This is a genomic window from Saccharopolyspora sp. NPDC047091 (assembly GCF_040643635.1).
GTDB lineage: Bacteria > Actinomycetota > Actinomycetes > Mycobacteriales > Pseudonocardiaceae > Saccharopolyspora_C.
The window spans coordinates 1-23,508 of record NZ_JBEYUS010000025.1; the positions used below are offsets into that span (position 1 = coordinate 1).

The following is a 23,508-nucleotide window of genomic DNA, read 5'->3' on the forward strand; positions in this document are numbered from 1 at the left end:
GGGCTGGACGCGGTGATCGTGCGGCTGCGTGCGTGGTCGCTGCTCAGCGGCTTCGCCGCTGACAGGAAGGAGCCATGGCCCGCCGGGCGGGTTTTCGGCGTCGGGCGGTCAGGCGCGGCGGCCGAGGAGGGCGAGGAGCTGCACGGCCGGGTCGGGGCTGTTGGTGGGGACGGGGGTGGCGATGATGCCGAGGCCCGCCATCCGGTCGGCGTTGGGCCGCGCGTAGGCGAGGCCGAGGTCGACGGCGGCCGGGTCGAGGTCCTCGGGCTGCCCGGTGGCGCGCGCCAGGTCCCAGCCGTGCACGGTGAGGTCGATGAGCATCTGCTCGGCGTAGGTGGTCATCGGCGCTTCGCCGAAGGAGAACCGGGCGGTCCCGGACAGGTCGGCGGCCTCCCACGCCGCGCGGGAGTCGCGGGCGGCCGCGTCCCACGCGCGCACCGGGTCGTCGCCGAGGAGGTCGCCGTCGTAGCGGTCGCCGACCTGCTCCATGGTCTCCCCGGCGAGCAGGTGCGGGGCCCACCGGTGTTCGCCGACGAGATGGCCGACGAGGTCGCGGACGGTCCACGCGGTGCACGGCGTCGGGCCGCGCCACTGGTGGTCCTCGATCGCGTGCACCCGGGCGCCGAAGCGCTGCAGGGCGCCGGGGATCAACTGCTGGGCTGGTGTCGGCATGCCGGAACGCTACTCCGCGATCATGTTCCCGCCCGGGCGAGCCGGGTCGCCGTCCGGTTCGTCCGGCCTCGTCCGGGCAGCGGCGCGGATCACACCAGCCGCTTGAGGCTGGGTATTCTCGCAGGTCAACGGCTCACTGTCGCACTCCGCGCCGCGCCGTGAAAGTAATTGGTTGCGGAAAACACCTTTTTTCACCGGCGCGTTCGGAGGACCATGGGGTAGGTCGATCGGGCGCGGCGGTGATGGGCCGGTCCGGGCAAGCTTCATCCGAGGGGAACATGAGCAAGCACTTCGCGTTCGTCAGCATGACCGCGCACGGACACGTCAACCCGACGCTGCCGCTGGTGGAGGAACTGGTCCGCCGCGGCCACCGCGTCACCTACGCCATCGGTCCCGAATTCCACGACGCCGTCCAGGCCGCCGGCGCCACCCTGTTCGACACCGGCACCGTGATGCCCGAGATGCCCACCAACTTCGCGAAGTTCACGCCCGAGGCGATGGCCCCGATGCTGGAGTTCCGCATCGAGGACATCCAGCGGTCGTTCCCGAAGCTCGTCGAGCACTTCCGCCAGGACCTGCCGGACGCGGTGTGCTTCGACCAGGCCGAGGCCACCGGCCCGATGCTCGCCGAGAAGCTGGGCGTGCCCGAGGTGTCGCTCATCCCGCACTTCGCGGGCAACGAGCACTTCTCGCTGCGCGACCTGATGGTGAAGAAGGACGACGAGAACCCCTTCGACCCGAACCACCCGGTGCTCCAGGACTTCGCGAAGCGGATGAAGGAGCTCACCACCGAGTTCGGCGTCACCTTCGACCCGTCCTCGTTCGGCCAGGCGAAGCCGTCGCCGCTGAACCTGGTGTTCCTGCCGAAGAAGTTCCAGCTGCGGGCTGAGACCTTCGACGACCGCTTCGAGTTCATCGGCCCGTCCGTCGGGCAGCGCGGCATCGTCGACTGGAAGCCGAAGCACGGCGACCAGCCGCTGCTGTTCATCTCGCTGGGCACCGTGTTCAACCAGCGCCCCGAGTTCTTCCGGCTGTGCATCGAGGCGTTCCGCGACTCCGGCTGGCAGGTCGCGATGTCCATCGGCAAGGTCGTGCAGGAAGCCGACCTGGGTGAGATCCCGGAGAACTTCGAGGTGCGCAAGAGTTTCCCGCAGCTCGCGGTGCTCCAGCACGCCACCGCGTTCCTCACCCACACCGGCATGAACTCGACGATGGAGACGCTGTACTACGGCGTGCCGCCGATCGCGTTCCCGCAGATGCCGGAGCAGGAGGCCAACGCCGACCGCGCGCAGGAGCTCGGGCTCGGCAAGCGGTTGCAAGCCGACGAGGTCACGCCGGAACTGCTGCGCGCCACGGTGGACGAGGTCGCCGCCGACGAGCGGATCCGCGCCAACCTCGCCGAGATGCGCGAAGCCGTCCTCACCAGCGGCGGAGCCCCCGCGGGCGCCGACGCCCTGGAGCGCTTCCTCTCCTGATCACCGCCACCACCGCAGGTGAATGGCCCATTCGCCCAGTCTGCTGGGGCGGGTGGGCCATTCACCTGGTGGATCAGGGGGTGGGGTAGCGGTCGGACTTGAGCGCGGTGAGGAAGCTCGACCAGCGGTCGGGATGCACCGCGAGGTGTCCCGCGCTGCGGTCCTTGCTGTCGCGCACCGCCGCGAGATCGCCCGATCGGCCCACCTCCACGCAGTTCGTCTGTGCACTGCTGTAATTGGACTTCCGCCAGTTCGTCGACGGAGAGCTCGGCATGCTCGTCACTCCTGGCCGGTGCGTCGGCCGTCGAGCGAGCCGCGCTTGAGCGCGGTTCGGAACGCGGCGAACGCGGAGGGGGCGAAGATCAGTGGTGCTGCGCCGGGGTTCTTGCTGTCGCGGATGGCGCGGGTGCCGGGGACGTTGAGGGCGACCTCGACGCAGGTGCCGCTGGCGCCTCCGGTGCTGTAGCTACTCTTGCGGAACTCGAAGACCATGATCCTGCTCCTTCAGGTAGCTGGTGATCAGCTCGTTCGATTCATCCTGATCGAGGGCGACGTTGTCCAGATTGTTCAGGACTTGCTGGTAGACGTCCGTAGCTTCGCCGTCGATGAAAACGCCACTCGACTGGTTTTCATGGTATGCCACGTGGTGATCGTTCAATGCGTACAAGATGAAGGGACCTTCGCAGCCCCAATAAGCGCCTGCGGAGAACGGGATGACGCGAACCGATCTTCCGGGGCAAGCTGCTACTGCGAGCAGGTTGTGGAACTGCTGTGACATGGTCTTCTCGTCGGTCGTGACCTTGCGGCGCAGCGCGGTCTCGTCGAGAAAGGCGTTGTAGCTCCGCAGCGTCGACCTCCTGAGCGTGGCTTGCCGCTCCACGCGGTAGAACACGCCGCGTTCACGCTCGGCTGAGCCCAGCGGTGTGCTGCCGAAGAGCGCCCGCGCGTATGACGCTGTCTGGAGCAACCCCGGGATGACCGACACCTGGAACTCGTGAATCTCGTGGGCTTCCGCCTCGTAGGAGGAAACGGCGCTCAGTTGCGAGGTCACCGCACTCCCGACCCCCACCCACGTCTCCGACGTGTCACCCGCCAGCCGCAGCAGGCGTTGTTTGGCGGGGCCGGTGACGGCTAGGGCGGTGAGGATGGAGGCGACTTCGCCGACGTCCGCGCGGCGTGCGCCCGTCTCGATGCGGGACAGGGTGGATCGCGATATGTCCGTCGCCGCCGCCAACGTCTCCAAGGTCCATTCGAGTGAATCTCGGGCTCGGCGCATCTCAGCTCCGATCGCCCTTGCCTGGGAACCGGCGAACTTCGGCACTGCTGACCTCCCTCGGCGACCCGGTCGCGCGTGCAACCCCTGAACGTGTCGTGGTGATCTGCGATTTCCCGGCCGGTTCCGGCATTGCTACGTTCCCGGCGTTCCAGAAGCGGTGATCGTATCCGCGGCGCATCCCTCCCGATCGGGCGATATGTCCACAGTGGAAACGATGCACCGGTGTCCAGCTGAGGAGAAATGTGGAATCGACGAGCACGACCACCCCGACCGTCGAGGAGTTCCGGCGGGAGTTGGGGGAGTTGGTGGCCGCACACCGGCCGCGGTTGTTCGCGGTGTGCGAGGAGATCGGCGTGCGGGAGGACGGGTTCGTGCGGTGCTGGGGTCTCGACTTCGGCGACGCGGCCGAAGTGTTCAGCGCCGAGGACGGGCGCGGCCGCGCCCGGTTCCGGTCCGCCGACGCCGCGCGGGCCCACCTGGCCCGACACGACCAGGTGCACCTGATCTGGGCGGACGAACTCGGCTCTACCCGCTGCGCGGGGAACGACGGCGACGAGTCGGCGCACCACCCGCGCACCCGCGGACGCGAGTGAACGGACCGTTCGTCCGACCGGACGGGACGAACGGTCCGTTCACCCCGCCCGCGTCTGAGACCGTCGCACCGGCGCTCGGAGTGAACGGACCAGCCGTCCGGCCGGACGGAACGAACGGTCCGTTCACTCCAGCAGCCGGTGAGATCGTCTCGGGGTTGAGGCGGGTGAACGGACCGTTCGTCCGGTAGAGCTGGACGAACGGTCCGTTCACTCGGCAGCCGGGGCAGGGGCGAGGCGGACCAGCGCCGGGCGCAGCAGGTGGCCGTGCACGCGGTAGCCGGGCCGCAGCACCTCGGCGACCACGGCATCCGGTTCCGGTTCGCCGGGGCGCAGCGGCACGACGGTGGGCGGTTCGTCCGGCGCCACCGCCTCGTGCATGGCCGGGTCGAACGGCTCGCCCAGCGGGTCGAACCGGTGCAGGCCCTCGGCGGCGAGGGTGTGCTGCAGCTGCTCGTGCACCGGGCCCAGCGCCTCCGGGTTGTGCCGGGCGCCGATCTCCACCGCGTCGACCACCGGCAGCAGCTGGCTGAGCACACCTTCGGCGGCCCGGTCCAGGTGCGTGGTCTGCTCCCGCAACATCCGCTTGCGGTAGTTGTCGAACTCGGCCGTCACCCGGCGCAGCATCTCCAGGTGCGCGTCCCGCTCACCCTGCAACCGGACGATCTGCTCCGCCGGATCGGGTTCGGCGGCGGGCCGCTCGGGCTCGTCGGCGACGGGGGAGGAGGGCACCCCGCGCGGACGGCCGCCGCGCGGTATCGCGGGCACCGGCAACGAGTTCCGGCGATCGTCGTCCATCGCTCACCTCTTGTCGTCCGGATCGTCGACGATCTCCGCGTCCACCACGTCGTCGTCCCCCGATCCGGCACCGCCGGAACCACCTGAGCCGGAACCCGCGTCCGAGCCGCCCGCACCGGTCGCGCCCGCCGAGGGGTCCGCGCCGCCGCCGGCGTTGCCGTAGATCGCCTGGCCCAGCTCCTGCGACTCGGATGCCAGCTTGTCCACCGCCGCCCGGATCGCCGACACGTCGTCGCCGCGCAGCGCCTCCTTCGCCTCGCCGACCGACGACCGCACCCGCTCCTTCAAATCCGCGGGCAGCTTGTCGTCGTTGTCGGTGAGGACCTTCTCCGTCTGGTAGACGAGGGTTTCGGCCTGGTTGCGGGTCTCGGCCTCCTCTCGGCGGCTGCGGTCCTCGTCGGCGTGCGCCTCGGCGTCGGAGACCATCCGGTCGATGTCCTCCTTCGGCAGCGCCGAACCACCGGAGATCTGGATGGACTGCTCCTTGCCGGTGCCGAGGTCCTTCGCGTTCACGTGCACGATGCCGTTCGCGTCGATGTCGAACGACACCTCGATCTGCGGTACCCCGCGCGGCGCGGGCGGCAGGCCCGTCAGGTCGAAGCTGCCCAGCTGCTTGTTGTGCGCGGCGATCTCGCGCTCGCCCTGGAAGACCTGGATCTGCACCGACGGCTGGTTGTCGTCCGCCGTCGTGAACGTCTCCGAGCGCTTCGTGGGGATCGTGGTGTTGCGCTCGATCAGCTTGGTCATGATGCCGCCCTTGGTCTCGATGCCCAACGACAGCGGCGTCACGTCCAGCAGCAGCACGTCCTTGACCTCGCCGCGCAGCACACCGGCCTGCAGGGCGGCGCCCACCGCCACCACCTCGTCCGGGTTCACGCCCTTGTGCGGTTCCTTGCCGCCGGTCAGCTCCTTGACCAGCTCGGTGACCGCGGGCATCCGCGTCGACCCGCCCACCAGCACCACGTGGTCCACGTCCTGCACCGAGATCCCCGCGTCCCGCACGGCGTTCTCGAACGGCTTGCGGGTGCGCTCCAGCAGGTCCGAGGTGATGCGCTGGAACTCCGCGCGGGACAGCGTCTCGTCCAGGAACATCGGGTTCTTCTCGGAATCCACCGTGATGTACGGCAGGTTGATGTTCGTCGTCGACGAGCTGGACAGCTCGATCTTCGCCTTCTCCGCGGCCTCCTTGATGCGTTGCAAGGCCATCTTGTCCTTCGTCAGGTCGATGCCCGAGGACGCCTTGAACCGCTCCACCAGCCAGTCCACGATCCGCTGGTCCCAGTCATCGCCGCCCAGGTCGGTGTCGCCCGAGGTCGCCTTCACCTCGACCAGGCCCTCACCGACGTCCAGCAGCGACACGTCGAACGTCCCGCCGCCGAGGTCGAACACCAGGATCGTCTGCTCCTTCTCGCCCTTCTCCAGCCCGTAGGCGAGGGCGGCCGCCGTCGGCTCGTTGATGATGCGCAGCACGTTGAGGCCCGCGATCTGGCCGGCCTCCTTCGTCGTCTGCCGCTGCGCGTCGTCGAAGTACGCCGGGACCGTGATCACCGCGTCGGTGACGTCCTCGCCCAGGTAGGTCTCCGCGTCGCGCTTCAACTTCATCAGCACGCGGGCGCTGATCTCCTGCGCCGTGTACGCCTTGTCGTCGATCTCCGTCTTCCAGTCGGTGCCCATGTGCCGCTTCACCGACCGGATCGTGCGATCCACGTTCGTGACCGCCTGGTTCTTCGCGGGCTGGCCGGTCAGCAACTCACCGCTGCGGGCGAACGCCACCACCGACGGCGTGGTGCGCGCGCCCTCCGAGTTCGCGATGACGGTCGCTTCGCCGCCCTCCAGCACCGCCACCACGGAGTTCGTCGTGCCCAGGTCGATGCCCACCGCTCGCCCCATTGCGCCCTCCTCGCTCGGCTGCGCCGCAGCCCGGCCGTGCGGCGCCACCACGTGGCTCCCGCAGCCCAGCGTCAGACGTCGCCGCGGCACATCGGTAGGGGACAACGTCCCGGCCGACATCCCGAGACGAGCTCACCCGCCGGAATCGGCGAGGTCCAGCAGGCGGGTCACCGTCGACCAGTTCCGGGAGGTGGCGCGCAGGCCGAGGCGGCGTTCCCACCAGGACTGCGGGACCCGCGAGTTCCGCACGCCCTCCGGGCACCACACGTAGACCTCGCGCTCGCCGAACCGCACCACGTCCGGCGCGCAGCCCGCCACGTCCAGCTCCGCCAGCGCCGCCGGATCGGGGCACGCGGACAGGAACGTCACCAGGTACTGCGCCGGGATGCTCGCCACCTCGCCCAGCGGATCGGCCGCCACCACCGCCGCCAGCTCGTCGCGGGTGCGCACCAGCACCGGCACCTCGAATCCGAACTCCGCGGCGATGTCCGCCGCCACCAGCCGCTCCGACTCGGCCGGCGGGCAGGACGCGGTGAACACCGCGTTGCCGCTCTGCAGCAGCGTGCCGACCTCGCCGAAACCGCGACCGGCCAGCACCTCCCGCCACCGCGCCATCGGAATCCTGTTGTGCCCGCCCACGTTCACCCCGCGGAGCAGGGCGATCTGCCGTTGCCGCACCGCGCACCTCCTCCGGTCACGACACAGCATGCCCGCCACCACCGACGATCCGGTCCCGCGTGGGAGCATCGCGAGGTGGCCGACCGCACAGTGACCCGCGACGGTCTGCCTTGACCGTTTTTTCGTGGGCGAGTAACACTGCCAGGGAGAACGCCACCGCCAGGCGGCGCGGAGCAGGAGGAGAGCAGCACGTGAGCGAGAGCGTCCGCACCGAATTCGGCGACGGCATCGCCGTGATCACCATCGACCGGCCCGAAGCCCGCAACGCCGTCGACGCCTCCGTCGCCGAAGGCATCGCCGCCGCCGTCGACGAACTCGAAAGCCGCAGTGACCTCGTCATCGGCATCATCACCGGTGCGGGCGGCACGTTCTGCGCGGGCATGGACCTCAAGGCCTTCACCCGCGGCGAACGGCCGCACGTGCCCGGCCGCGGCTTCGGCGGGCTCACCGAACGGCCGCCGCAGAAACCGCTCATCGCCGCCGTCGAAGGCTGGGCGCTGGCCGGGGGCTGCGAACTCGCGCTGTCCGCCGACCTCGTCGTCGCCTCCCGCGAAGCGAAGTTCGGGCTGCCCGAGGTCAAGCGCGGACTCGTCGCCGCCGCGGGCGGGCTGCTGCGGCTGCCGAAGGCGCTGCCGTACCAGCTGGCCATGGAGATCGCCCTCACCGGCGACCCGCTCACCGCCGAGAAGGCGCACGCCCACGGCCTGGTCAACACCCTCACCGAACCCGGCGGTGCCCTCGACGGGGCGAAGGAACTCGCCGCGCGCGTCGCCGCCAACGGGCCGCTCGCCGTGCGCGCCACCAAGCAGATCGTCTCCGGTGCGCTGCGCTGGACCGACGCCGACGCGTTCGCCGAGCAGTCCGAGATCGCCGCACCCGTGTTCGCCTCCGCCGACGCGCAGGAAGGTGCCCGCGCGTTCGCCGAGAAGCGCGCCCCCGTGTGGCGCGGCGAGTGACCGCACCGCAGCACCGGAACGACCAGGAGACACCCGTCATCAGCGAATACCGCCAGTCCGACGCCGAACGCGAGCCCGACGGCTCCGGCGAGGACCACGCCCAGGACCGAGCCCGCGCCGCGCGCGAACTCGGCGACGCGCTCCGCGAACTCGTCCAGGCCGCCACCGGCACCGAAGTGGACGCGGCCACGCTGCGCAAGACCGCCGACCAGGCCCGCGATCTCGTCGGCCCGCTCACCGAAGCGAGCCGCACCCGGCACGTGCCGCCGACGCTCGACGAGGCCAAACCCGGCAGGCGGATGTACAACCCCGCCAGCGGGCCCGGAAACCCGATCGCACCACCGATGCGAGTGCGGGTCGCCGACGGCGTCGCCACCGGCACCTGCACGCTCGGGCTCGCCTACGAAGGCCCGCACAGCTACACCCACGGCGGGGTCAGCGCGATGCTCATCGACCAGATCCTCGGGCACGCGCACGCCGCCCAGGGGCGGCCCGGCATGACCGTGTCGCTGTCGCTGCGCTACCGCAGGCCGGTGCCGCTGGAAACGCCGCTGCGGCTCACCGCCTGGGTGCCGGAGGACTCGATCACCGAACGGCGCACCGGGCCGAAGGCCACCATCACCACCGAGGACGAGCCGGACCGGGTCCTCGTGGAGGCCAGCGGGATCTTCGTGATCCCCACCGCCGAGCAGGCCAACCGGATCTTCGGCGACAACCCGCCGCCACGGTGGTCCGAGGAGTAGCTCCCGCAGGTGGACGCCCCGCCCGACCCGCGAGCGGGCCGTCCACCCGGATCAGGTGTCCGGGAGTTCGCCGTCCGCGCGGGCGGTGCGCAGCTTCGTCTTGAGGATCTTCCCGCTCGGGTTCCGGGGCAGCTCCGCGATCACCGAGATGTGGCGGGGGCGCTTGTAGCCCGCCAGGTGCTCGCGGCAGTAGGCCTCCACGTCCGCGGGCGTCGGCGGATCCGCCGGATCGCGGGCCACCAGCACCGCCAGCGGGGTCTCGCCCCACCGCTCGTCCGGCACGCCGATCAACGCCACCTCGCCGACCTTCGGATGCCCGGCCAGCACGTCCTCCACCTCGGCGCAGTAGATGTTCTCCCCGCCCGAGATGATCATGTCCTTCTTGCGGTCGACGACGAAGTAGTAGCCGTCCTCGTCCTCCCGCACCAGGTCGCCGGAGTGGAACCAGCCGCCCGCGAACGCGTCCGCGGTCTCCGCCTCCTTGCCCCAGTACCCCTGCATCACCGTCGGGCCGCGGTACACGATCTCGCCGACCTCGCCGCGCGGGACGTCGTTCATCTCCTCGTCCACCACGCGGACCTCGACGTTGAGCATCGGCGTGCCCACCGACCCGATCTTGCGCAGCGCGTCCTCCCCGCGCAGCAGCGTCGTCACCGGGCTGCACTCGGTCTGGCCGAACGAGGTCACCACCTCGGCGTCCGGGAACAGCTCGATCATGCGGCGCAGCAGCGGAGTCGACGCGGGCGCCGCGCCCCACGACAAGCGGTGCAGCGCCGACCAGTCCCGCTCGCCCACGCCCGGCACCGAGCAGATCGCCTGCCACTGCGCCGGGACGAAGAAGCAGTCCGTGACGCGCTCGCGCTCCAGCACGTCCACCACCTCCGCCGGGTCGAACCGGCCCGAACGGGAGAGCACCGTGCAGCCCCCCAGCAGCACGTTCGGCATCATCCCGGAGACCCCGGCGATGTGGAACAGCGGCGCACCCGAGATCCCCACCCGCTCCCCGGCGGGCGTGCCCAGGTGCGCCATCATGCTGAACGAGTGCATCAGCAGGTTGTGGTGCGTCAGCACCGCGCCCTTCGGGCGGCCCGTCGTGCCCGAGGTGTACATGATGAACGCGGGCGACTCCTCGGCCACGTCGATACCGGGCGAGTCCGGGTCGGCCGCCGCCAGCGCCTCCTCGTAGCCCTCCGCGTCGGCGTCGGCCTCGCCGATCACCAGCACCGCGCGCAGCTCCGGCGCCTGCTCGCGCGCCTTGGCCAGCACCGGGGCCAGTGCCGCGTCCACCACCACCGCGACCGCGCCGCTGTCGGTCAGCGCGTACGCCACCTCGTCCGCCACCAGCCGGAAGTTGATCGGCACGCAGATCGCGCCGAGCCGGCCGCACGCGTGGTAGGCCTCCACCACCTCGATGCCGTTCAAGCCCAGCACCGCGACCCGATCGCCCGCCGACACCCCGCGTGCCAGCAGTGCGTTCGCCAGCCTGCTCAACCGCTCGTCCAGCTCCCGGTAGGTGCGGCTCGCGTCGCCGAACCGCAACGCCATCGCGTCGGGGATCTTGCGGGCGTGCCGCGCGATCTGGTCGCTGCTGGTCATTCCGGTACCGGTGGGGCGTGTGCTGTGCATCGGCGATTCCTCGGCGTTGACGACGGGTCCGGGTGACCTGAGAACAACGAGACGCCACCCCGAAATGTGTCGCCCCACCCCGCGGATCGGAGTGAACGGACCGTTCGTCCGATCTAGCTGGTTCAACGGTCCGTTCACCCGAACCCCGCCGGAGACCGTCTCGGCGGCGGGGTGGGTGAGCGGACCGTCCGTCCGATCTGGTTGGCAGAAGGGCCCGTTCACTCCAGTACGAGGGGGAAGTGGAGTGAACGGACCGTTCGTCCCATCTAGTTGGTCGAACGGTCCGTTCACTCAGCGAGCGGTTGAGATCATCTCGGCGATGGGGTGGGTGAGCGGACCGTTCGTCCGATCCAGTTGGTCGAACGGTCCGTTCACTCGTGCCTGGCGGGCTGGGTGAGCGGGCCGCTCGTCCGATCTGGTCGGTTCAACGGTCCGTTCGCCTCGGTTCGCGGCGGGTTCTTGCGGTCGGCGTGCCGGGTGCCGTAGAAAACGGTCATTGCTGACTGGTCGGGGCTCGGGTGGCCTCGCCGGGACGAGGAGGAGCGCATGGACATCGCCGGCGGCGTCGCAGTCATCACCGGAGGAGCGTCCGGGCTCGGGCTGGCCACCGCGAAGCGGCTGGTCGCAGCCGGTGGCAGCGTCGTGCTGCTGGACCTGCCCACCTCGGCGGGCGAGCAGGTCGCCGCCGAGCTCGGCGAGCGGGCTCGGTTCGCCGCCGCCGACGTGACCGACGAGGACCAGGTCGCCGCGGCGCTCGACGCCGCCCAGGAGCTCGGGCCGCTGCGGGTCGTCGTGAACTGCGCGGGGCTCGGCAACGCACTGCGGGTGGTGAGCCGCAAGCACGGCGCGTTCCCGCTCGCCGCCTTCACGAAGATCATCAACATCAACCTGATCGGCACCTTCAACGTGCTGCGCCTCGGCGCCGAACGGATGATCGCGCACGACCCGGTGGGGGAGGAGCGCGGCGTCATCATCAACACCGCCTCCGCCGCCGCCTTCGACGGCCAGGTCGGGCAGGCCGCCTACTCCGCGTCCAAGGGCGGCGTCGTCGGCATGACCCTGCCGATCGCCCGCGACCTCGCCGAGCACCACATCCGGGTGGTCACCATCGCGCCCGGCCTGTTCAACACGCCGCTGCTGGCGGGCGCTTCCGAAGAGGTCAAGGCCTCGCTGGGTGAACAGGTCCCGCACCCCTCGCGACTCGGCGAACCCGACGAGTTCGGCGCGCTCGCCGAGCACATCGTCGCGAACCCGATGCTCAACGGCGAAGTGATCCGCCTCGACGGCGCCATCCGGATGGCCCCGCGCTGAGCGAACGACCGTTCGCCAAAATACGGGCTGAACGGTCCCGTCACGCCGGACAGCGGGTCGTGCACGTCCGGTTGCGCCCGGGGTGGGGTGAACGGTCCGTTCGACCGACGGGAGTGGATGAACGGTCCGTTCACCCAGGTGCGCGGCGGGAGAGGGAGCGGGCCGCTCACCGGGCATCGGGTGAACGGGCCGTTCGAACAACCGGACGGCACGAACGGTCCGCTCACTCCGAGCCGAGCCGAGCCGAGCCGAGCCGAGCCGAGCCGAGCCGAGCCGAGCTTGATGTGCGGATCAGGGCTTCACCAGCGACTTCGCCACCAGGCTCTCCGCCGCCGCCACGATCGCCTCCTCGGCGCCGCGCGCCCGCCAGCCGAGCACGCGGCGGGCCTTCTCGCCGGACGCCTGGCGGGCGTAGCCGAGGTCGGCCAGCGCCGGCCGCAGCCCGGGGGAGAACACCGCGGCGAACCGCAGCAGCCCGCTCGGGATGCGGTGCCGCGGCACGTGCCGCGCCGCGTCGCCGAGGTGCTCCCGCAGCACCGCGCCGACCTGGGCGAGGGAGATCGGCGGATCACCGGCGAGCAGGAACCGCTCGCCCGCGGCGTCGGGCGAGGTCATCGCCGCGACGTGCGCGGCGGCCACGTCCCGCACGTCGACGAACGGGATCCACTGGTCCGGGAAGCCGCGCAGCGCCCCGTCCAGCACGCGCTTGATGATGTGGTTCGGTCCGGAGATCGCCTCGCCCAGCACCGGCCCCACCACGGCGACCGGCAGCATCGTCACCAGCTCCGTCGCCCCGCCTCCGGTGGCGATGAAGTCCCAGGCCGCCCGCTCGGCGAGGGTCTTGCTCCGCCCGTAGGCGTCCACCCCCGGCCCGTCGAGGACCGTCCAGTCCTGCTCGGTGAAGGTGCGCCCGGTCCGCGGATGTCCCCAGCCGACGGCGTGGAACGCGGAGGTGAGCACGACCCGCCGCACCCCGGCGTCGCGGGCGGCCCGCAGCACCCGCACCGCGCCCTCGCGGGCGGGGACGATCAGGTCGTCCTCGTCGGCCACCGGGCCGGGCCGCACCGGGGAGGCGACGTGCAGCACGAAGTCGCACCCGGCGACGGCCTCGGCCCAGCCCGCGTCGGAGGTGAGGTCGGCTTCGGCGAAGCTCAGCGCCTCGTCGTGCACCGCACCGGCCTCGGCGAGCACCGCGCGCACCGCCCGCTCCCGCCGCACCGACCGCACGGTGGTGCGCACCAGGTAGCCGTGCCGCAGCAGCTGGAGGATGCAGTGCCCGGCGAGGAAACCGGACCCGCCGGTGACGAGGACGCGTTGCTGAGTCATGTCGTTCGCTCCGAAGGTCGTGGAGTTGCCACCGACCACTATCCGACCGGTCCCGGTACCGGACCAGAGCCCTGCTCAGCGGGGGGACCGGCAGGACCCCGGCTGCGGTCCGGCCTGCGGCCTACGGTGGGGGAATGAGCGACCAGAACCTGCTCGGCGCGTTCCTGCGCGCCCGCCGCGAACTCGTCACCCCGGCGGACGCGGGCATCCCGGTGCTGGGCGTGCGGCGGGTGCCCGGGCTGCGCCGCGAGGAGGTCGCGATGCTGGCCGGGATCAGCGCCGACTACTACCTGCGCCTGGAACGCGGCCGTGACCGGAATCCGTCGGTACAGGTCCTGGAGTCGCTGGCCCGCGTGCTGCAGCTCGACGAGGACGCGCGGCAGTACCTGCTGGGCCTGGCCGCGGACAAGCCGCGCCGCACCCGCCGCCGCAAGGAGGTCGTCCCGGCGAGCACTGCGAAGCTGGTGGACTCGCTGCCGCTGCCCGCGTTCGTCGAGGGCCGCTGCTGCGACGTGCTCGCCGCGAACCCGCCCGCCACGGCGCTGTCCCCGTTCCTGACGGCGGGCCGCAACCGGTTGCACGACGTGTTCCTGGAACCGGGGGAGCAGGCGCTGTTCCCGGATTGGGAGGGTGCGGCCGCCGCGCTGCTGGCCGGGTTCCGCGAGGCCGTCGGTGGCGACGCGGACGACCCGCGCTGCGTCGAACTGGTCGGGGAGCTGTCGCTGGCCAGCCCGCTGTTCCGGCGGCTGTGGGCGCGGCACGACGTGCGGCCGCGGGCCGGGGCCGCGGTGCGGTTCACCCACCCGCAGGTCGGGGAGCTCACGCTGAACCGGGAGAAGCTGCTGATCAGCGGCACCGACGGGATCATGCTCGTGGTGTACCACCCGGACGCGGGCACCGACTCGGCCGACAAGCTGACCCTGCTCGCCGCCGCAGCACTCCCACCAGCCCCCTCCCGAGCCGAACCCTGATTCGCGGCCCGCGAACGCGCGCGCCGGTTCGTGCCGTCTTCCTGTCGGCGGCGAAGCCGCTGAGCCGACGACCACCGAAGACACCGGCATCGCCGCGCGTTCTCAGCGGGATTCTCGCGAGGGCGGCTTTTCCCTCATGGCGGAGCCACTCGGGAAAAAGATCCCGCAGCGCGAATCCCGCTGAGGTTCCGCCATCCCACCCCTACGCAACAGGATGGGCATCCCCGAAACTCAGTCCTCGTCGAACAGCAGCCTGCGCGCCAAGTCCTTCCAGAGCGCCAGATGCGGATCCGTGGCGGGCGACCGGTCCTCGAAGGCATAGGGCATCGCCGCGCCGCGCATGCTGGTGAACAGCAGTTCCCGCAGCAGCTCGTACCGCGGGTGCGCGCGCACCGCGGGGCCCCAGATCTCGTCGGTGGCGGTCCGGATCGCGGCGCGCAGCCCGCGTTCCTCCGGCAGCAGCGCCGCGCCGAGCGCCGGGTTCGTGCGTGCCGCCGTCCACAGCTCCATGGCCGCCCAGAAGTGCGGTTCCTGGAACGTCTCCCACAGCAGCTCGATGCACCGGTCCACCCGCGCGGGACCGTCCGGTTCGTCGGCGAGCTTCTGCTCGGCGTGCACGCTGGTCTGGGCGAGCCGCGTGTTCGCCAGGTGCTGCGCGGCCGCCACCAGCAGGCCGTCCCGGGACGGGAAGTGGTGCAGCAGCCGCCCGCGCGACACCCCCGCCTTCGCCTGGATCACCAAGGTGGAGGCGCCCGCGTAACCGTGCTCGATGAGGCAGTCCACCGCGGCATCGAGGATCAGCGCTCTGCTGTCGGCGGTGCGCTCCTCGCGGGTGCGCGGTGCGCCGGGAGCCGTCGTCTTAGCCGTATCGGACCGAACCACCCGGTCAGCGTACCCGGCGGGGAAACCGTCCCGTAGTCGTAGCAGTCGGCATTGACCGTCGTGGTGCGGCGGTGCCAGGCTCGGGCCGGGCCCGGTGCCCGCACCGGGTTCCGCCGTGGCCTCCGCCGCTTCGCCGGGTGGCGGAGGCCCGCGGCGTGGTCGAGGTTCGAGGAGGAACCGCATGTACCCAGGTGCCCACGCCGCGACCGACCCGGACCGGCCCGCCGTGATCATGGCGGGTTCGGGCGAGCGGCTGACCTACGGGGAGCTGGAGGAGCGGTCGATCCGGCTGGCGCACGCGCTGCGCGGTGCCGGGCTGCGCCGCGGCGACGTGGTGGCGCTGCTGACCGACAACACCCCGCCCGCGTTCGAGGTGTACTGGGCCGCGGTCCGCTCCGGGCTCTACATCACCGCCGTGAACAGCCACCTCACCCCGTCCGAGGTCGCCTACGTCGTCGAGGATTCCGGCGCCGACGCGCTGGTCGTCTCGGCCGCCCTGGCGGAGGTCGCCGCCGAGGTCGGCGCGTTGGTGCCGGGGGTGCGGGTGCGGCTCGCCTTCGGCGGCGAGGTCGCCGGATTCGCGGACTACGAGGCGGTGCTGGCCGCATCCTCGCCGCGCCCGCCGGACGATCAGCCGCGCGGCGCCGACATGCTCTACTCCTCCGGAACCACCGGGCGTCCCAAGGGGATCCGGCCCGAGCTGCCCGACCGGCAGGTGCACGAGGAAGGCGACGTGCTCACCCCCGTCGTCGCGCAGCTGTACGGGATCGGGCCCGGCTCGCGGTACCTGTCGCCCGCTCCGATCTACCACGCGGCACCGCTGCGCTACTGCGCTTCGACGCACGCGCTCGGCGGAACCGTGGTGCTGATGGAGAAGTTCGACCCGGAGCACGCGCTGCGCGCCATCGAACGCCACCACGTCACGCACAGCCAGTGGGTGCCGACGATGTTCGTGCGGATGCTGAAGCTGCCCGCGCAGGTGCGCAACCGCTACGACCTCTCCAGCCACCGCGTCGCGGTGCACGCGGCCGCGCCCTGCCCGGTGGCGGTGAAGCAGGCGATGATCGACTGGTGGGGACCGATCCTGCTGGAGTACTACTCCTCGACCGAGGGCATCGGCATGACGTTCATCGATTCCGCCCAGTGGCAGCGGAAACCGGGTTCGGTCGGCCGCGCGGTGCTCGGCGAAGTGCGGATCTGCGACGACGAGGGCCGCGAGCTGGCGCCCGGCGAGGTCGGCACGGTGTTCTTCGCGCGCGACGAGCAGGCCTTCGAGTACTGGGGCGACGCGGAGAAGACGCGTTCCGCGCGGCACCCGGCGCATCCGGGCTGGGCGACGGTCGGCGACGTCGGCTACCTCGACGACGAGGGCTTCCTGTTCCTCACCGACCGCAAGGCCTTCATGATCATTTCAGGTGGGGTGAACATCTACCCGCAGGAGGTCGAGGACCTGCTGGCGCTGCACCCGCGCATCGCCGACGTGGCGGTGATCGGTGTGCCCGATGCGGAGATGGGCGAGGCGGTGAAGGCCGTGGTGCAGCCCGCGATCGGCGCCGAGCCGGGTCCGGAGCTGGAGCGGGAGCTGCTGGAGTTCGTGCGCGCCCGGATCGCGCACTACAAGGCGCCCAGCAGCGTCGACTTCCTCGCCGAACTGCCCCGCACGCCGACCGGGAAGTTGGTGAAGGGCGCCCTGAAATCCCGGTACGCGTCCGCGTGACCGTCACGCCGGACCGTGCCACGTCGTTGACGGTCAGAGTTGACCGTTTTTATCGGTGGGAGGAACACCATGCGTGACGCGGTGATCGTGGCAGCCGTCCGCACCCCCGTCGGCAAGCGCGGTGGCGCGCTGTCCGGCGTGCACCCCGTCGACCTGTCCGCCCAGGTCCTCGGCGGACTCGTCGACCGCGCGGGCCTCGACCCCGGCGAGGTCGACGACGTCATCTGGGGCTGCGTCGGCCAGGTCGGCGAGCAGACCCTCGACATCGCCCGCAACGCCGTGCTCGCCGCGGGCTGGCCGGACACCGTCACCGGCGTCACCGTCGACCGGCAGTGCGGCTCCTCGCAGCAGTCCGTCCACTTCGCCGCCGCCGGGCTCATCGCCGGGCACTACGACGTGGTCGTCGCGGGCGGCGTCGAATCCATGAGCCGCGTCCCCATGGGCACCTCCGCGCAGGGCGCCGACCCCTTCGGACCCCGGCTGCTCGACCGCTACCAGGGCGACCCGCCGAACCAGGGCATCGGCGCCGAGATGATCGCCGAGCGCTGGGGGCTCAGTCGCACCCGGCTCGACGAGTTCAGCCTCGCCTCGCACGAGAAGGCCGCCGCCGCGCAGGACGCCGGTGCCTTCGACGCGCAGATCCTGCCCGTCACCGCACCCGACGGCAGCATCGTCGACCGCGACGAAGGGATCCGCCGCGGCGGCACCACCGACAAGCTCGCCGGGCTCAAACCCGCCTTCCGCGAGGACGGCGTCATCACCGCCGCCAACAGCTCGCAGATCAGCGACGGTTCGGCCGCCCTGCTCATGACCACCAGCGAGAAGGCCGCCCAGCTCGGGCTGCGCCCACTCGCGCGCGTGCACACCGCCTCGCTCGCCGGGGACGACCCGGTCATCATGCTCACCGCACCCATCCCCGCCACCCGCAAAGCGTTGCGGCGCAGCGGGATCGAGCTCGACCGGATCGGCGCCTTCGAGGTCAACGAAGCCTTCGCGCCCGTCCCGCTCGCCTGGCTCGCCGAGATCGGCGCCGACCCGAAGACCCTCAACCCGCTCGGCGGCGCCATCGCGCTCGGGCACCCCCTCGGGGCCAGCGGGGCCCGGATCATGACCACGCTCGTCCACCACATGCGGGACACCGGGACGAGGTATGGACTCCAGACCATGTGCGAAGGAGGCGGCCAGGCCAACGCGACTGTTCTGGAGTTGGTCTGAGGTCGTTCTGCTTCGGGGGTCGGGTGGCGGAACCTCAGCCGACTTCTCGCTGCGGGATCGATTTCACCGGTGGCTCCGCCACAGGAGAAATCGCTGTCCTCGCGAGAAGTCGGCTGAGAACCCGCGGCGGTGCGGGTTGATCAGGTGGTCGCTGCTCAGCGGCTTCGCCGCTGACAGGAAGGCGTTGCGGGGTGGGTGGAGGGTTGGTCGTGGAGTACTCGGAGATCTCGTACTCGGTGGTGGAGCGGGTGGCGACCGTGCGGTTGGCGCGGCCCGCGGCGCTGAACGCGTTCACCGACGTGATGCGGCGGGAGCTGATCGACGCGTTCGACCGGGCCGACGCCGACGACGACGTGCGGGTCGTGCTGCTCACCGGGGAAGGCCGCGCGTTCTGCGCCGGAGCCGACCTCAGCGGCGGCGCGGGCACCTTCGACGCGCGGGAACGCGCCGACCTGCCCGAGAACACCCCGGACGGCGTGCCCCGCGACGGCGGCGGCACCTGCGCACTGCGCATCGCCGCCGCGAAGAAACCCGTCATCGCGGCCGTCAACGGGGCCGCCGTCGGCGTCGGGGCGACCATGCTGCTGCCCGCCGACATCCGCATCGCCGCCGAATCCGCCCGCTTCGGCTTCGTGTTCGCCCGTCGCGGTCTCGTCCCGGAAGCGGCCTCCAGCTGGTTCCTGCCCCGCATCGTCGGCATCTCGCAGGCGATGGAGTGGGCCGTGACCGGTCGCGTCTTCGATGCCGCCGAAGCGAAGGCGGGCGGCCTGGTCTCCCGCGTCGTCCCCGACGGCGAACTCCTCGACACCGCGCACGGCATCGCCGCCGAGATCGTGCGCGGCACCGCGCCCGTCGCCGTCGCCGCCACCCGCCGACTGCTGTGGAGCATGCTCGGCGCCGCGAGCCCCTTCGACGCGCACCGCCTCGACTCCCGCACCATCCACCACCTCGGCGCCGGACCCGACGTCGCCGAAGGAGTCCGGGCGTTCCTGGAGAAGCGCCCCGCCGACTTCCCCGGCTCCGTCTCCGCCGACTACCCGGAATTCCTCCCGCCCTGGCCGTGATCGTCCCGTTCGCCCGGAGGTGCCCGCCGCTGCGGCGGTTCGGGGGCTGGTCCCGAGACCGGCCGGTACCGCAGACTGGATCCGATCGTGGAGTCGACCGGTCGGCGTGGACCGGGGAGGAGTCGCGGCATGGCGGATCGGGAGCGGTTGCTGGCGGAGCTCACCGGGCCGGGCGGCGAGTTCGAACTCGTCGACGCCGAGGTGCGCGGCATCCCGATGCGGGTCTACGCCACCGGACCGCAGACCCTCCGCGACGTGCTGATCAGCACCGCGGCCCACGGCGACGCCGACTACCTGGTGTTCGGCGAGCAGCGCTGGAGCTACGCCGAACACCTGCGGACCGCCGCCGGACTGGCCCGCAGCCTGCGCGCCGACTTCGGCCTCGACGCGGGCGACCGCGTCGCCATCGCGATGCGCAACTACCCGGAATGGGCGCCGATCTTCTGGGCCGTGCAGGCCGCCGGCCTCGTCGCGGTACCGCTGAACGCGTGGTGGACCGGGCCCGAACTGCGCTACGCGCTCGCCGATTCCGGGGCCCGCGTGCTGTTCGCCGACGCCGAACGGGTCGCCGAGCTGGCCCCCGACTTCGGCGCCCTCGAAGTCGTGCAGGTGCGCGGCGACAGCCCGCCCGAAGGGGTGCGCTGCTGGGCGGAACTGCTCGCAGGCCTCGAACTCGCGGACTCGCTGCCCGACGTGGTCGTGGCGCCCGACGACGACGCGACCATCATGTACACCTCCGGCACCACCGGACGCCCCAAGGGCGCCGTCGCCAGCCACCGCAACCACTGCACGAACCTGTGGAACATGGCGCTCGGCCGCCGCGCCGGGCAGCTCGCCGCCGGAATCGAACCCGACCCCGACGCGCGGATCGGGGTGCTGCTCACCTTCCCGATCTTCCACATCGCGGGCCTGTCCGGGATGTGCTCGGCGACCCTGGCCGGGGCGAAGCTCGCGACCCTGTACCGCTGGGACGCCGGAGCGGCCATCGACCTGGTGCGGCGGGAAGGGCTGACCACGCTGGCCGGGGTGCCGACCGTGCTGCGCGACCTAGCCCGGCACGCCGGCGGCGATCTGTCCACAGTGGAAGTCGTGAGCATGGGCGGGGCGCCCATCCCGCCGGACCTGGTGGGGCTGGTGCACACCGCGTTCGCCCCGGACGTCGCGCCCGGCAACGGCTACGGGCTCACCGAGACCACCTCGGCGGTGGTGAACAACACCGGGCCCGAGTACGTCGAGCACCCCGACAGCGTCGGCCGCTGCGTCCCCGGCGCGCAGCTGCGCGTCGTCGACCCCGGCACCGAGCAGGACCTGCCCGACGGGGAGATCGGCGAGCTGTGGTTCCGCGGACCCAACGTGGTGCGCGGCTACTGGAACGACCCGGAATCCACCGCGGCCGCGTTCACCGACGGCTGGTTCCGCACCGGCGACCTCGGCCACGTCACCGACGGGCGGGTGCACGTGGTGGACCGGATCAAGGACATCGTCATCCGCGGCGGCGAGAACGTCTACTGCGCCGAAGTGGAGGCCGCCCTGTTCGAGCACCCCGACGTCGCCGACGCGGCCGTCGTCGGCGTGCCGCACCGCGAACTCGGCGAGCAGGTCGCCGCCGTGGTCCGGCTGCACGAGGGCGCGAAGGCCGATGCGGACGACCTGCGCGCGCACGTCGGGGAACGCCTCGCCGCGTTCAAGGTGCCCGAGCACGTGCACCTGCGCACCGGCCCGCTGCCGCGCACCAGCACCGGCAAGGTCCTCAAGCGCGACCTCCGCCGCGAACTCGCGCCCTGACACCGGCAGGTGAATGGCCCACTCGCCTTGGCCGACGGGGTGAGTGGGCCATTTACCTCGGAGGGGTCAGGCCATCGGCGGCAGCCCCGAGACCGGGGGGACGTCCCGGTCGACCTTGCCGACGGACGCCGCCCCGCCGGGGGAGCCGAGCTCGGCGAAGAACTCCGCGTTCGCCTGCGTGTAGGCCGCCTGCTCCTCCGGGACGTCGTCCTCGTAGTAGATCGCCTCCACCGGGCAGACGGGTTCGCAGGCGCCGCAGTCGATGCACTCGTCCGGATGGATGTAGAGCATCCGGCCGCCTTCGTAGATGCAGTCCACCGGGCACTCGTCCACGCAGGAGCGGTCCAGCACGTCCACGCACGGTTCGGTGATCACGTAGGTCACAACGGGGCCTCCGAACATCGGTTCCACCTGGCGGCCTCCCCGGTGCCGCGCTCGCTCAAACCTCCGGCCCCGGTCCGACCCGGCCACGTCCCCCACCCCGAAGAGATCACCGGGTGAGTGGCCCATTCGACCAACGAGAGTGGGCGGATGGCCCACTCACCTCGAAGAGGTCACCAGGTGGGTGGCCCATTCGACCAACGAGAGTGGGCGAATGGGCCACTCATCTCGGAGTGGTCACCAGGTGAGTGGGCCGCTCGGCCGACTCGGGTGGGCCGAGGGGGCGCCCGGGCCTGGTGAGCCCGTCCGGCGAGCTCAGCTCGTCCCCAGCGCCTCCAGCGCCGCCGAGATGGCTCGGTGGAACGTCGGGTACGCCCAGATCTGCTGCCGCAGCACCGGGATCGGCACCTCCGCGTGCACCGCCACCGACAGCGCCCCCAGCACCTCGCCGCCGCCCGGGGCCACCGCGGTCGCCCCGACCAGCACGTCCCGGTCCGCGTCCGCCACCACCTTGACCAGCCCGTCGCCGCCCGGCCCGTGGATGAAGCCGCGCGGCGTCGAGGAGAGCTCGGCGAGCCCGGTGCGCACCCGCACCCCCTGCTGCCGCGCGGCGGACTCGGTGAGCCCGACCATGCCCACCTCCGGATCGGTGAACGTCACCGACGGCACCGCCCGGTAGTCGGCCGCGGGACCGCCGGTGCCGAGCACGTCGGCCGCCGCGATCGGCGCCTGGTAGACGGAGGTGTGGGTGAACGCGCCGTGCCCGGTGACGTCGCCGATCGCCCACACCCCGTCGGCGGCGCGCAACCGCTCGTCCACCGGGATCGTGCGGGCGTTCTCGTCGAGCCCGACCGCGCCGACGCCGAGCCCGGCCAGGTCGGTCCGCCGCCCGGTCGCCACCAGCAGCCGCCGCACCCGCACCGGCTCGCCCCGGTCGAACTCGACGCGGAACAGCTCCCCGTCGTGCGAGACCCGCCGCACCGCGGTCCCCGTGCGCACGTCGACGCCGTCGGCGCGCAGCACCCGCTCCAGCACCGCGGAGGCCTCCGGTTCGGCCGGGCCGAGCACCCGCTCCCCGTTGTCGGCGAGGGTGACGGCGCTGCCGAACCGCGCGAACACCTGGGTGAACTCCAGCCCCACCGGCCCCGCGCCGAGCACCAGCAGCGAATCCGGTGCCTCCCGCGCCGCCACCGCTTCCCGGTTCGTCCAGTACGGCGTGTCCGCGAGGCCCTCCACCGGCGGCACCAGCGGCTCGGTGCCGGGGTTGAGCACGATCCCCTTGCGGGCGTGGAACGTCCGCGGCTCCGGACCGCCGGTCACCACGACCTCGCCGGGGGCGGTGATGCGGCCGCGACCGCGCACCAACCGGCCGCCGGTCTTCTCGAACCGCTCCACCGCGGCCGTGTCGTCCCAGCCGGTGGTGGCCTCGTCCCGGATGCGGTCCGCGACCGGGGTGAAGTCGGGCCGCACCGTCGCCGAACCGGCCAGCCGCGGCACCCGGCGGGCTTCGCCGAGCGCGTCGGCGGCGCGCACCATCATCTTCGTCGGGATGCACGCGTAGTACGGGCATTCGCCGCCGACCTGCCGGGCCTCCACGGCCACCACGTCCAGACCGGCCGTGGCCAGGCGCCCGGCGACGTCCTCCCCACCGGGCCCCATGCCGATCACGACCACGTCGACCTCTTCGGCTGCCATCCGTCGCTCCTCGTCCGCGTCGTCGTCCCGAGATCCGCCGTCCCGGTCACCTCTCCGGCCCCCAGCGCACCACTGCCGCGCCATCGCCGCACGCGCCTCGCCGCTGGCCTGCGGCGGCGCCCGCGGGTGACTACAACGGAAGCATGGCCGACACCGACACCACCGCACTCGTCCCCGGGCAGAGCATCTCGCGGGACAACGGCGAACGGCTGGGCCGGTCCGCGGCGGGGCACCTCGTGCAGCTGCGCCGCCGCGTCGCCGAACCCGGTTTCGTCGTCACCTCCGGCTCCACCCGCGGCGACGCGGTGCTCACCGCCGAATGGGCGCACGCCAACGCCGCCTTCGACCGCATGATGCGGGAGGACTGACCCCGCCCGGCATCGCCCGCTGCACCGCGCAGGGGCCGCCGTTCCGTGACCTGGGCGCAACCGCGGTGGAACAACCGGGGCGTGCACTG

23 protein-coding genes are annotated in these 23,508 nt (G+C 71.9%); 11 read left to right on the top strand and 12 right to left on the bottom strand.

The genetic code is table 11. The features are described 5' to 3' along the window. Window positions 1–108: 108 nt before the first annotated feature. On the bottom strand, window positions 109–672 hold the full coding sequence (locus ABZ805_RS13450; RefSeq protein ID WP_358438893.1) for a TIGR03086 family metal-binding protein: 564 nt from the start codon (window positions 670–672) through the stop codon (window positions 109–111). A gap of 278 nt (window positions 673–950) precedes the next feature. Here ABZ805_RS13450 and ABZ805_RS13455 point away from each other — a divergent pair, with 278 nt between their 5' ends. After that, window positions 951–2,147: a macrolide family glycosyltransferase gene (locus ABZ805_RS13455; RefSeq protein WP_358438896.1), complete on the top strand. Its 1,197-nt coding sequence runs from the start codon at window positions 951–953 to the stop codon at window positions 2,145–2,147. 73 nt (window positions 2,148–2,220) lie between these two features. On the opposite strand, the gene ABZ805_RS13460 is transcribed toward ABZ805_RS13455, so the two are convergent. Genes ABZ805_RS13460 through ABZ805_RS13470 form a run of 3 tightly spaced genes read right to left on the bottom strand, consistent with a single transcriptional unit; the run spans window position 2,221 to window position 3,468 of the window. Continuing rightward, window positions 2,221–2,421 (bottom strand): DUF397 domain-containing protein, encoded by a 201-nt coding sequence (locus tag ABZ805_RS13460; protein WP_358438899.1) that lies wholly within the window; start codon window positions 2,419–2,421, stop codon window positions 2,221–2,223. A gap of 5 nt (window positions 2,422–2,426) precedes the next feature. Next, entirely contained in the window at window positions 2,427–2,639 is a 213-nt protein-coding gene (locus ABZ805_RS13465; protein WP_358438902.1) for a DUF397 domain-containing protein, read from the bottom strand. Continuing rightward, window positions 2,614–3,468 (bottom strand): helix-turn-helix transcriptional regulator, encoded by an 855-nt coding sequence (locus ABZ805_RS13470; protein WP_358438905.1) that lies wholly within the window; start codon window positions 3,466–3,468, stop codon window positions 2,614–2,616. Before ABZ805_RS13470 ends, ABZ805_RS13465 begins: the two co-directional genes overlap by 26 nt. A 197-nt stretch (window positions 3,469–3,665) precedes the next feature. Between ABZ805_RS13470 and ABZ805_RS13475 the strand changes: the two genes are divergently transcribed. After that, on the top strand, window positions 3,666–4,016 hold the full coding sequence (locus ABZ805_RS13475) for a hypothetical protein (RefSeq protein ID WP_358438908.1): 351 nt from the start codon (window positions 3,666–3,668) through the stop codon (window positions 4,014–4,016). 207 nt (window positions 4,017–4,223) lie between these two features. Here ABZ805_RS13475 and ABZ805_RS13480 read toward each other — a convergent pair whose 3' ends face one another. The 3 genes from ABZ805_RS13480 to ABZ805_RS13490 form a co-directional block, all read right to left on the bottom strand. Beyond that, window positions 4,224–4,811: a nucleotide exchange factor GrpE gene (locus ABZ805_RS13480; RefSeq protein WP_358438910.1), complete on the bottom strand. Its 588-nt coding sequence runs from the start codon at window positions 4,809–4,811 to the stop codon at window positions 4,224–4,226. Between the two features lie 3 nt (window positions 4,812–4,814). Further along, a complete protein-coding gene (dnaK, locus tag ABZ805_RS13485) occupies window positions 4,815–6,701 on the bottom strand; it encodes a molecular chaperone DnaK (RefSeq protein ID WP_358438913.1) in 1,887 nt (628 codons plus the stop codon). 132 nt (window positions 6,702–6,833) lie between these two features. Next, window positions 6,834–7,379: a DUF1697 domain-containing protein gene (locus ABZ805_RS13490; RefSeq protein WP_358438916.1), complete on the bottom strand. Its 546-nt coding sequence runs from the start codon at window positions 7,377–7,379 to the stop codon at window positions 6,834–6,836. A 191-nt stretch (window positions 7,380–7,570) separates the two neighbouring features. Here ABZ805_RS13490 and ABZ805_RS13495 point away from each other — a divergent pair, with 191 nt between their 5' ends. Further along, the gene (locus ABZ805_RS13495; protein ID WP_358438919.1) at window positions 7,571–8,335 is read left to right on the top strand and encodes a crotonase/enoyl-CoA hydratase family protein; all 765 of its coding nucleotides are present in this window, start codon (window positions 7,571–7,573) and stop codon (window positions 8,333–8,335) included. Next, complete coding sequence (locus ABZ805_RS13500; RefSeq protein WP_358438922.1) at window positions 8,332–9,078, top strand: PaaI family thioesterase; 747 nt, start codon at window positions 8,332–8,334, stop codon at window positions 9,076–9,078. Before ABZ805_RS13495 ends, ABZ805_RS13500 begins: the two co-directional genes overlap by 4 nt. Before the next feature lie 51 nt (window positions 9,079–9,129). On the opposite strand, the gene ABZ805_RS13505 is transcribed toward ABZ805_RS13500, so the two are convergent. Then, window positions 9,130–10,704 carry a long-chain-fatty-acid--CoA ligase gene (locus ABZ805_RS13505; RefSeq protein WP_358438925.1) on the bottom strand — a complete coding sequence of 525 codons (1,575 nt, stop codon included), beginning with the start codon at window positions 10,702–10,704 and terminating at the stop codon, window positions 9,130–9,132. Window positions 10,705–11,250: 546 nt separating this feature from the next. Here ABZ805_RS13505 and ABZ805_RS13510 point away from each other — a divergent pair. Beyond that, window positions 11,251–12,015, top strand: coding sequence for a 3-hydroxyacyl-CoA dehydrogenase (locus ABZ805_RS13510; RefSeq protein ID WP_358438928.1), 765 nt, complete (start codon window positions 11,251–11,253; stop codon window positions 12,013–12,015). 291 nt (window positions 12,016–12,306) lie between these two features. Here ABZ805_RS13510 and ABZ805_RS13515 read toward each other — a convergent pair whose 3' ends face one another. Beyond that, window positions 12,307–13,341, bottom strand: coding sequence for an aldehyde reductase (locus tag ABZ805_RS13515; protein ID WP_358438931.1), 1,035 nt, complete (start codon window positions 13,339–13,341; stop codon window positions 12,307–12,309). Window positions 13,342–13,475: 134 nt separating this feature from the next. Between ABZ805_RS13515 and ABZ805_RS13520 the strand changes: the two genes are divergently transcribed. Next, on the top strand, window positions 13,476–14,312 hold the full coding sequence (locus ABZ805_RS13520; protein ID WP_358438934.1) for a helix-turn-helix transcriptional regulator: 837 nt from the start codon (window positions 13,476–13,478) through the stop codon (window positions 14,310–14,312). 231 nt (window positions 14,313–14,543) lie between these two features. Here the strand turns inward: ABZ805_RS13520 and ABZ805_RS13525 are convergent, their stop codons facing one another. Further along, window positions 14,544–15,194 (bottom strand): helix-turn-helix domain-containing protein, encoded by a 651-nt coding sequence (locus ABZ805_RS13525; RefSeq protein ID WP_358438937.1) that lies wholly within the window; start codon window positions 15,192–15,194, stop codon window positions 14,544–14,546. A 181-nt stretch (window positions 15,195–15,375) separates the two neighbouring features. Between ABZ805_RS13525 and ABZ805_RS13530 the strand changes: the two genes are divergently transcribed. The 4 genes from ABZ805_RS13530 to ABZ805_RS13545 all read left to right on the top strand — a co-directional run bounded on the left by ABZ805_RS13530 (window position 15,376) and on the right by ABZ805_RS13545 (window position 20,975). Beyond that, on the top strand, window positions 15,376–16,911 hold the full coding sequence (locus tag ABZ805_RS13530; protein WP_358438940.1) for an acyl-CoA synthetase: 1,536 nt from the start codon (window positions 15,376–15,378) through the stop codon (window positions 16,909–16,911). A 69-nt stretch (window positions 16,912–16,980) separates the two neighbouring features. Then, window positions 16,981–18,126 (top strand): acetyl-CoA C-acyltransferase, encoded by a 1,146-nt coding sequence (locus ABZ805_RS13535; RefSeq protein WP_358438942.1) that lies wholly within the window; start codon window positions 16,981–16,983, stop codon window positions 18,124–18,126. A gap of 191 nt (window positions 18,127–18,317) precedes the next feature. Beyond that, a complete protein-coding gene (locus ABZ805_RS13540) occupies window positions 18,318–19,190 on the top strand; it encodes an enoyl-CoA hydratase-related protein (RefSeq protein WP_358438945.1) in 873 nt (290 codons plus the stop codon). 129 nt (window positions 19,191–19,319) lie between these two features. Continuing rightward, window positions 19,320–20,975: a class I adenylate-forming enzyme family protein gene (locus tag ABZ805_RS13545; protein ID WP_358438948.1), complete on the top strand. Its 1,656-nt coding sequence runs from the start codon at window positions 19,320–19,322 to the stop codon at window positions 20,973–20,975. Window positions 20,976–21,041: 66 nt separating this feature from the next. Here ABZ805_RS13545 and fdxA read toward each other — a convergent pair whose 3' ends face one another. After that, a complete protein-coding gene (gene fdxA / locus ABZ805_RS13550) occupies window positions 21,042–21,359 on the bottom strand; it encodes a ferredoxin (protein WP_358439090.1) in 318 nt (105 codons plus the stop codon). 312 nt (window positions 21,360–21,671) lie between these two features. Then, window positions 21,672–23,051, bottom strand: a complete 1,380-nt coding sequence (locus ABZ805_RS13555) for an NAD(P)/FAD-dependent oxidoreductase (RefSeq protein WP_358438950.1) — start codon at window positions 23,049–23,051, stop codon at window positions 21,672–21,674. Window positions 23,052–23,194: 143 nt separating this feature from the next. Here ABZ805_RS13555 and ABZ805_RS13560 point away from each other — a divergent pair, with 143 nt between their 5' ends. Next, on the top strand, window positions 23,195–23,419 hold the full coding sequence (locus tag ABZ805_RS13560; protein ID WP_358438952.1) for a hypothetical protein: 225 nt from the start codon (window positions 23,195–23,197) through the stop codon (window positions 23,417–23,419). Window positions 23,420–23,508 lie beyond the last annotated feature (89 nt).

Coding starts and splice junctions, on each gene's coding strand:
- ABZ805_RS13535 (WP_358438942.1), top strand. CDS start 16,981: ATGCGTGACGCGGTGATCGTGGCAGCCGTCCGCACCCCCGTCGGCAAG.
- ABZ805_RS13460 (WP_358438899.1), bottom strand. CDS start 2,421: ATGCCGAGCTCTCCGTCGACGAACTGGCGGAAGTCCAATTACAGCAGT.
- ABZ805_RS13530 (WP_358438940.1), top strand. CDS start 15,376: ATGTACCCAGGTGCCCACGCCGCGACCGACCCGGACCGGCCCGCCGTG.
- ABZ805_RS13545 (WP_358438948.1), top strand. CDS start 19,320: ATGGCGGATCGGGAGCGGTTGCTGGCGGAGCTCACCGGGCCGGGCGGC.
- dnaK (WP_358438913.1), bottom strand. CDS start 6,701: ATGGGGCGAGCGGTGGGCATCGACCTGGGCACGACGAACTCCGTGGTG.
- ABZ805_RS13450 (WP_358438893.1), bottom strand. CDS start 672: ATGCCGACACCAGCCCAGCAGTTGATCCCCGGCGCCCTGCAGCGCTTC.
- ABZ805_RS13510 (WP_358438928.1), top strand. CDS start 11,251: ATGGACATCGCCGGCGGCGTCGCAGTCATCACCGGAGGAGCGTCCGGG.
- ABZ805_RS13455 (WP_358438896.1), top strand. CDS start 951: ATGAGCAAGCACTTCGCGTTCGTCAGCATGACCGCGCACGGACACGTC.
- ABZ805_RS13505 (WP_358438925.1), bottom strand. CDS start 10,704: ATGCACAGCACACGCCCCACCGGTACCGGAATGACCAGCAGCGACCAG.
- ABZ805_RS13480 (WP_358438910.1), bottom strand. CDS start 4,811: ATGGACGACGATCGCCGGAACTCGTTGCCGGTGCCCGCGATACCGCGC.
- ABZ805_RS13465 (WP_358438902.1), bottom strand. CDS start 2,639: ATGGTCTTCGAGTTCCGCAAGAGTAGCTACAGCACCGGAGGCGCCAGC.
- ABZ805_RS13560 (WP_358438952.1), top strand. CDS start 23,195: ATGGCCGACACCGACACCACCGCACTCGTCCCCGGGCAGAGCATCTCG.
- ABZ805_RS13515 (WP_358438931.1), bottom strand. CDS start 13,341: ATGACTCAGCAACGCGTCCTCGTCACCGGCGGGTCCGGTTTCCTCGCC.
- ABZ805_RS13555 (WP_358438950.1), bottom strand. CDS start 23,051: ATGGCAGCCGAAGAGGTCGACGTGGTCGTGATCGGCATGGGGCCCGGT.
- ABZ805_RS13520 (WP_358438934.1), top strand. CDS start 13,476: ATGAGCGACCAGAACCTGCTCGGCGCGTTCCTGCGCGCCCGCCGCGAA.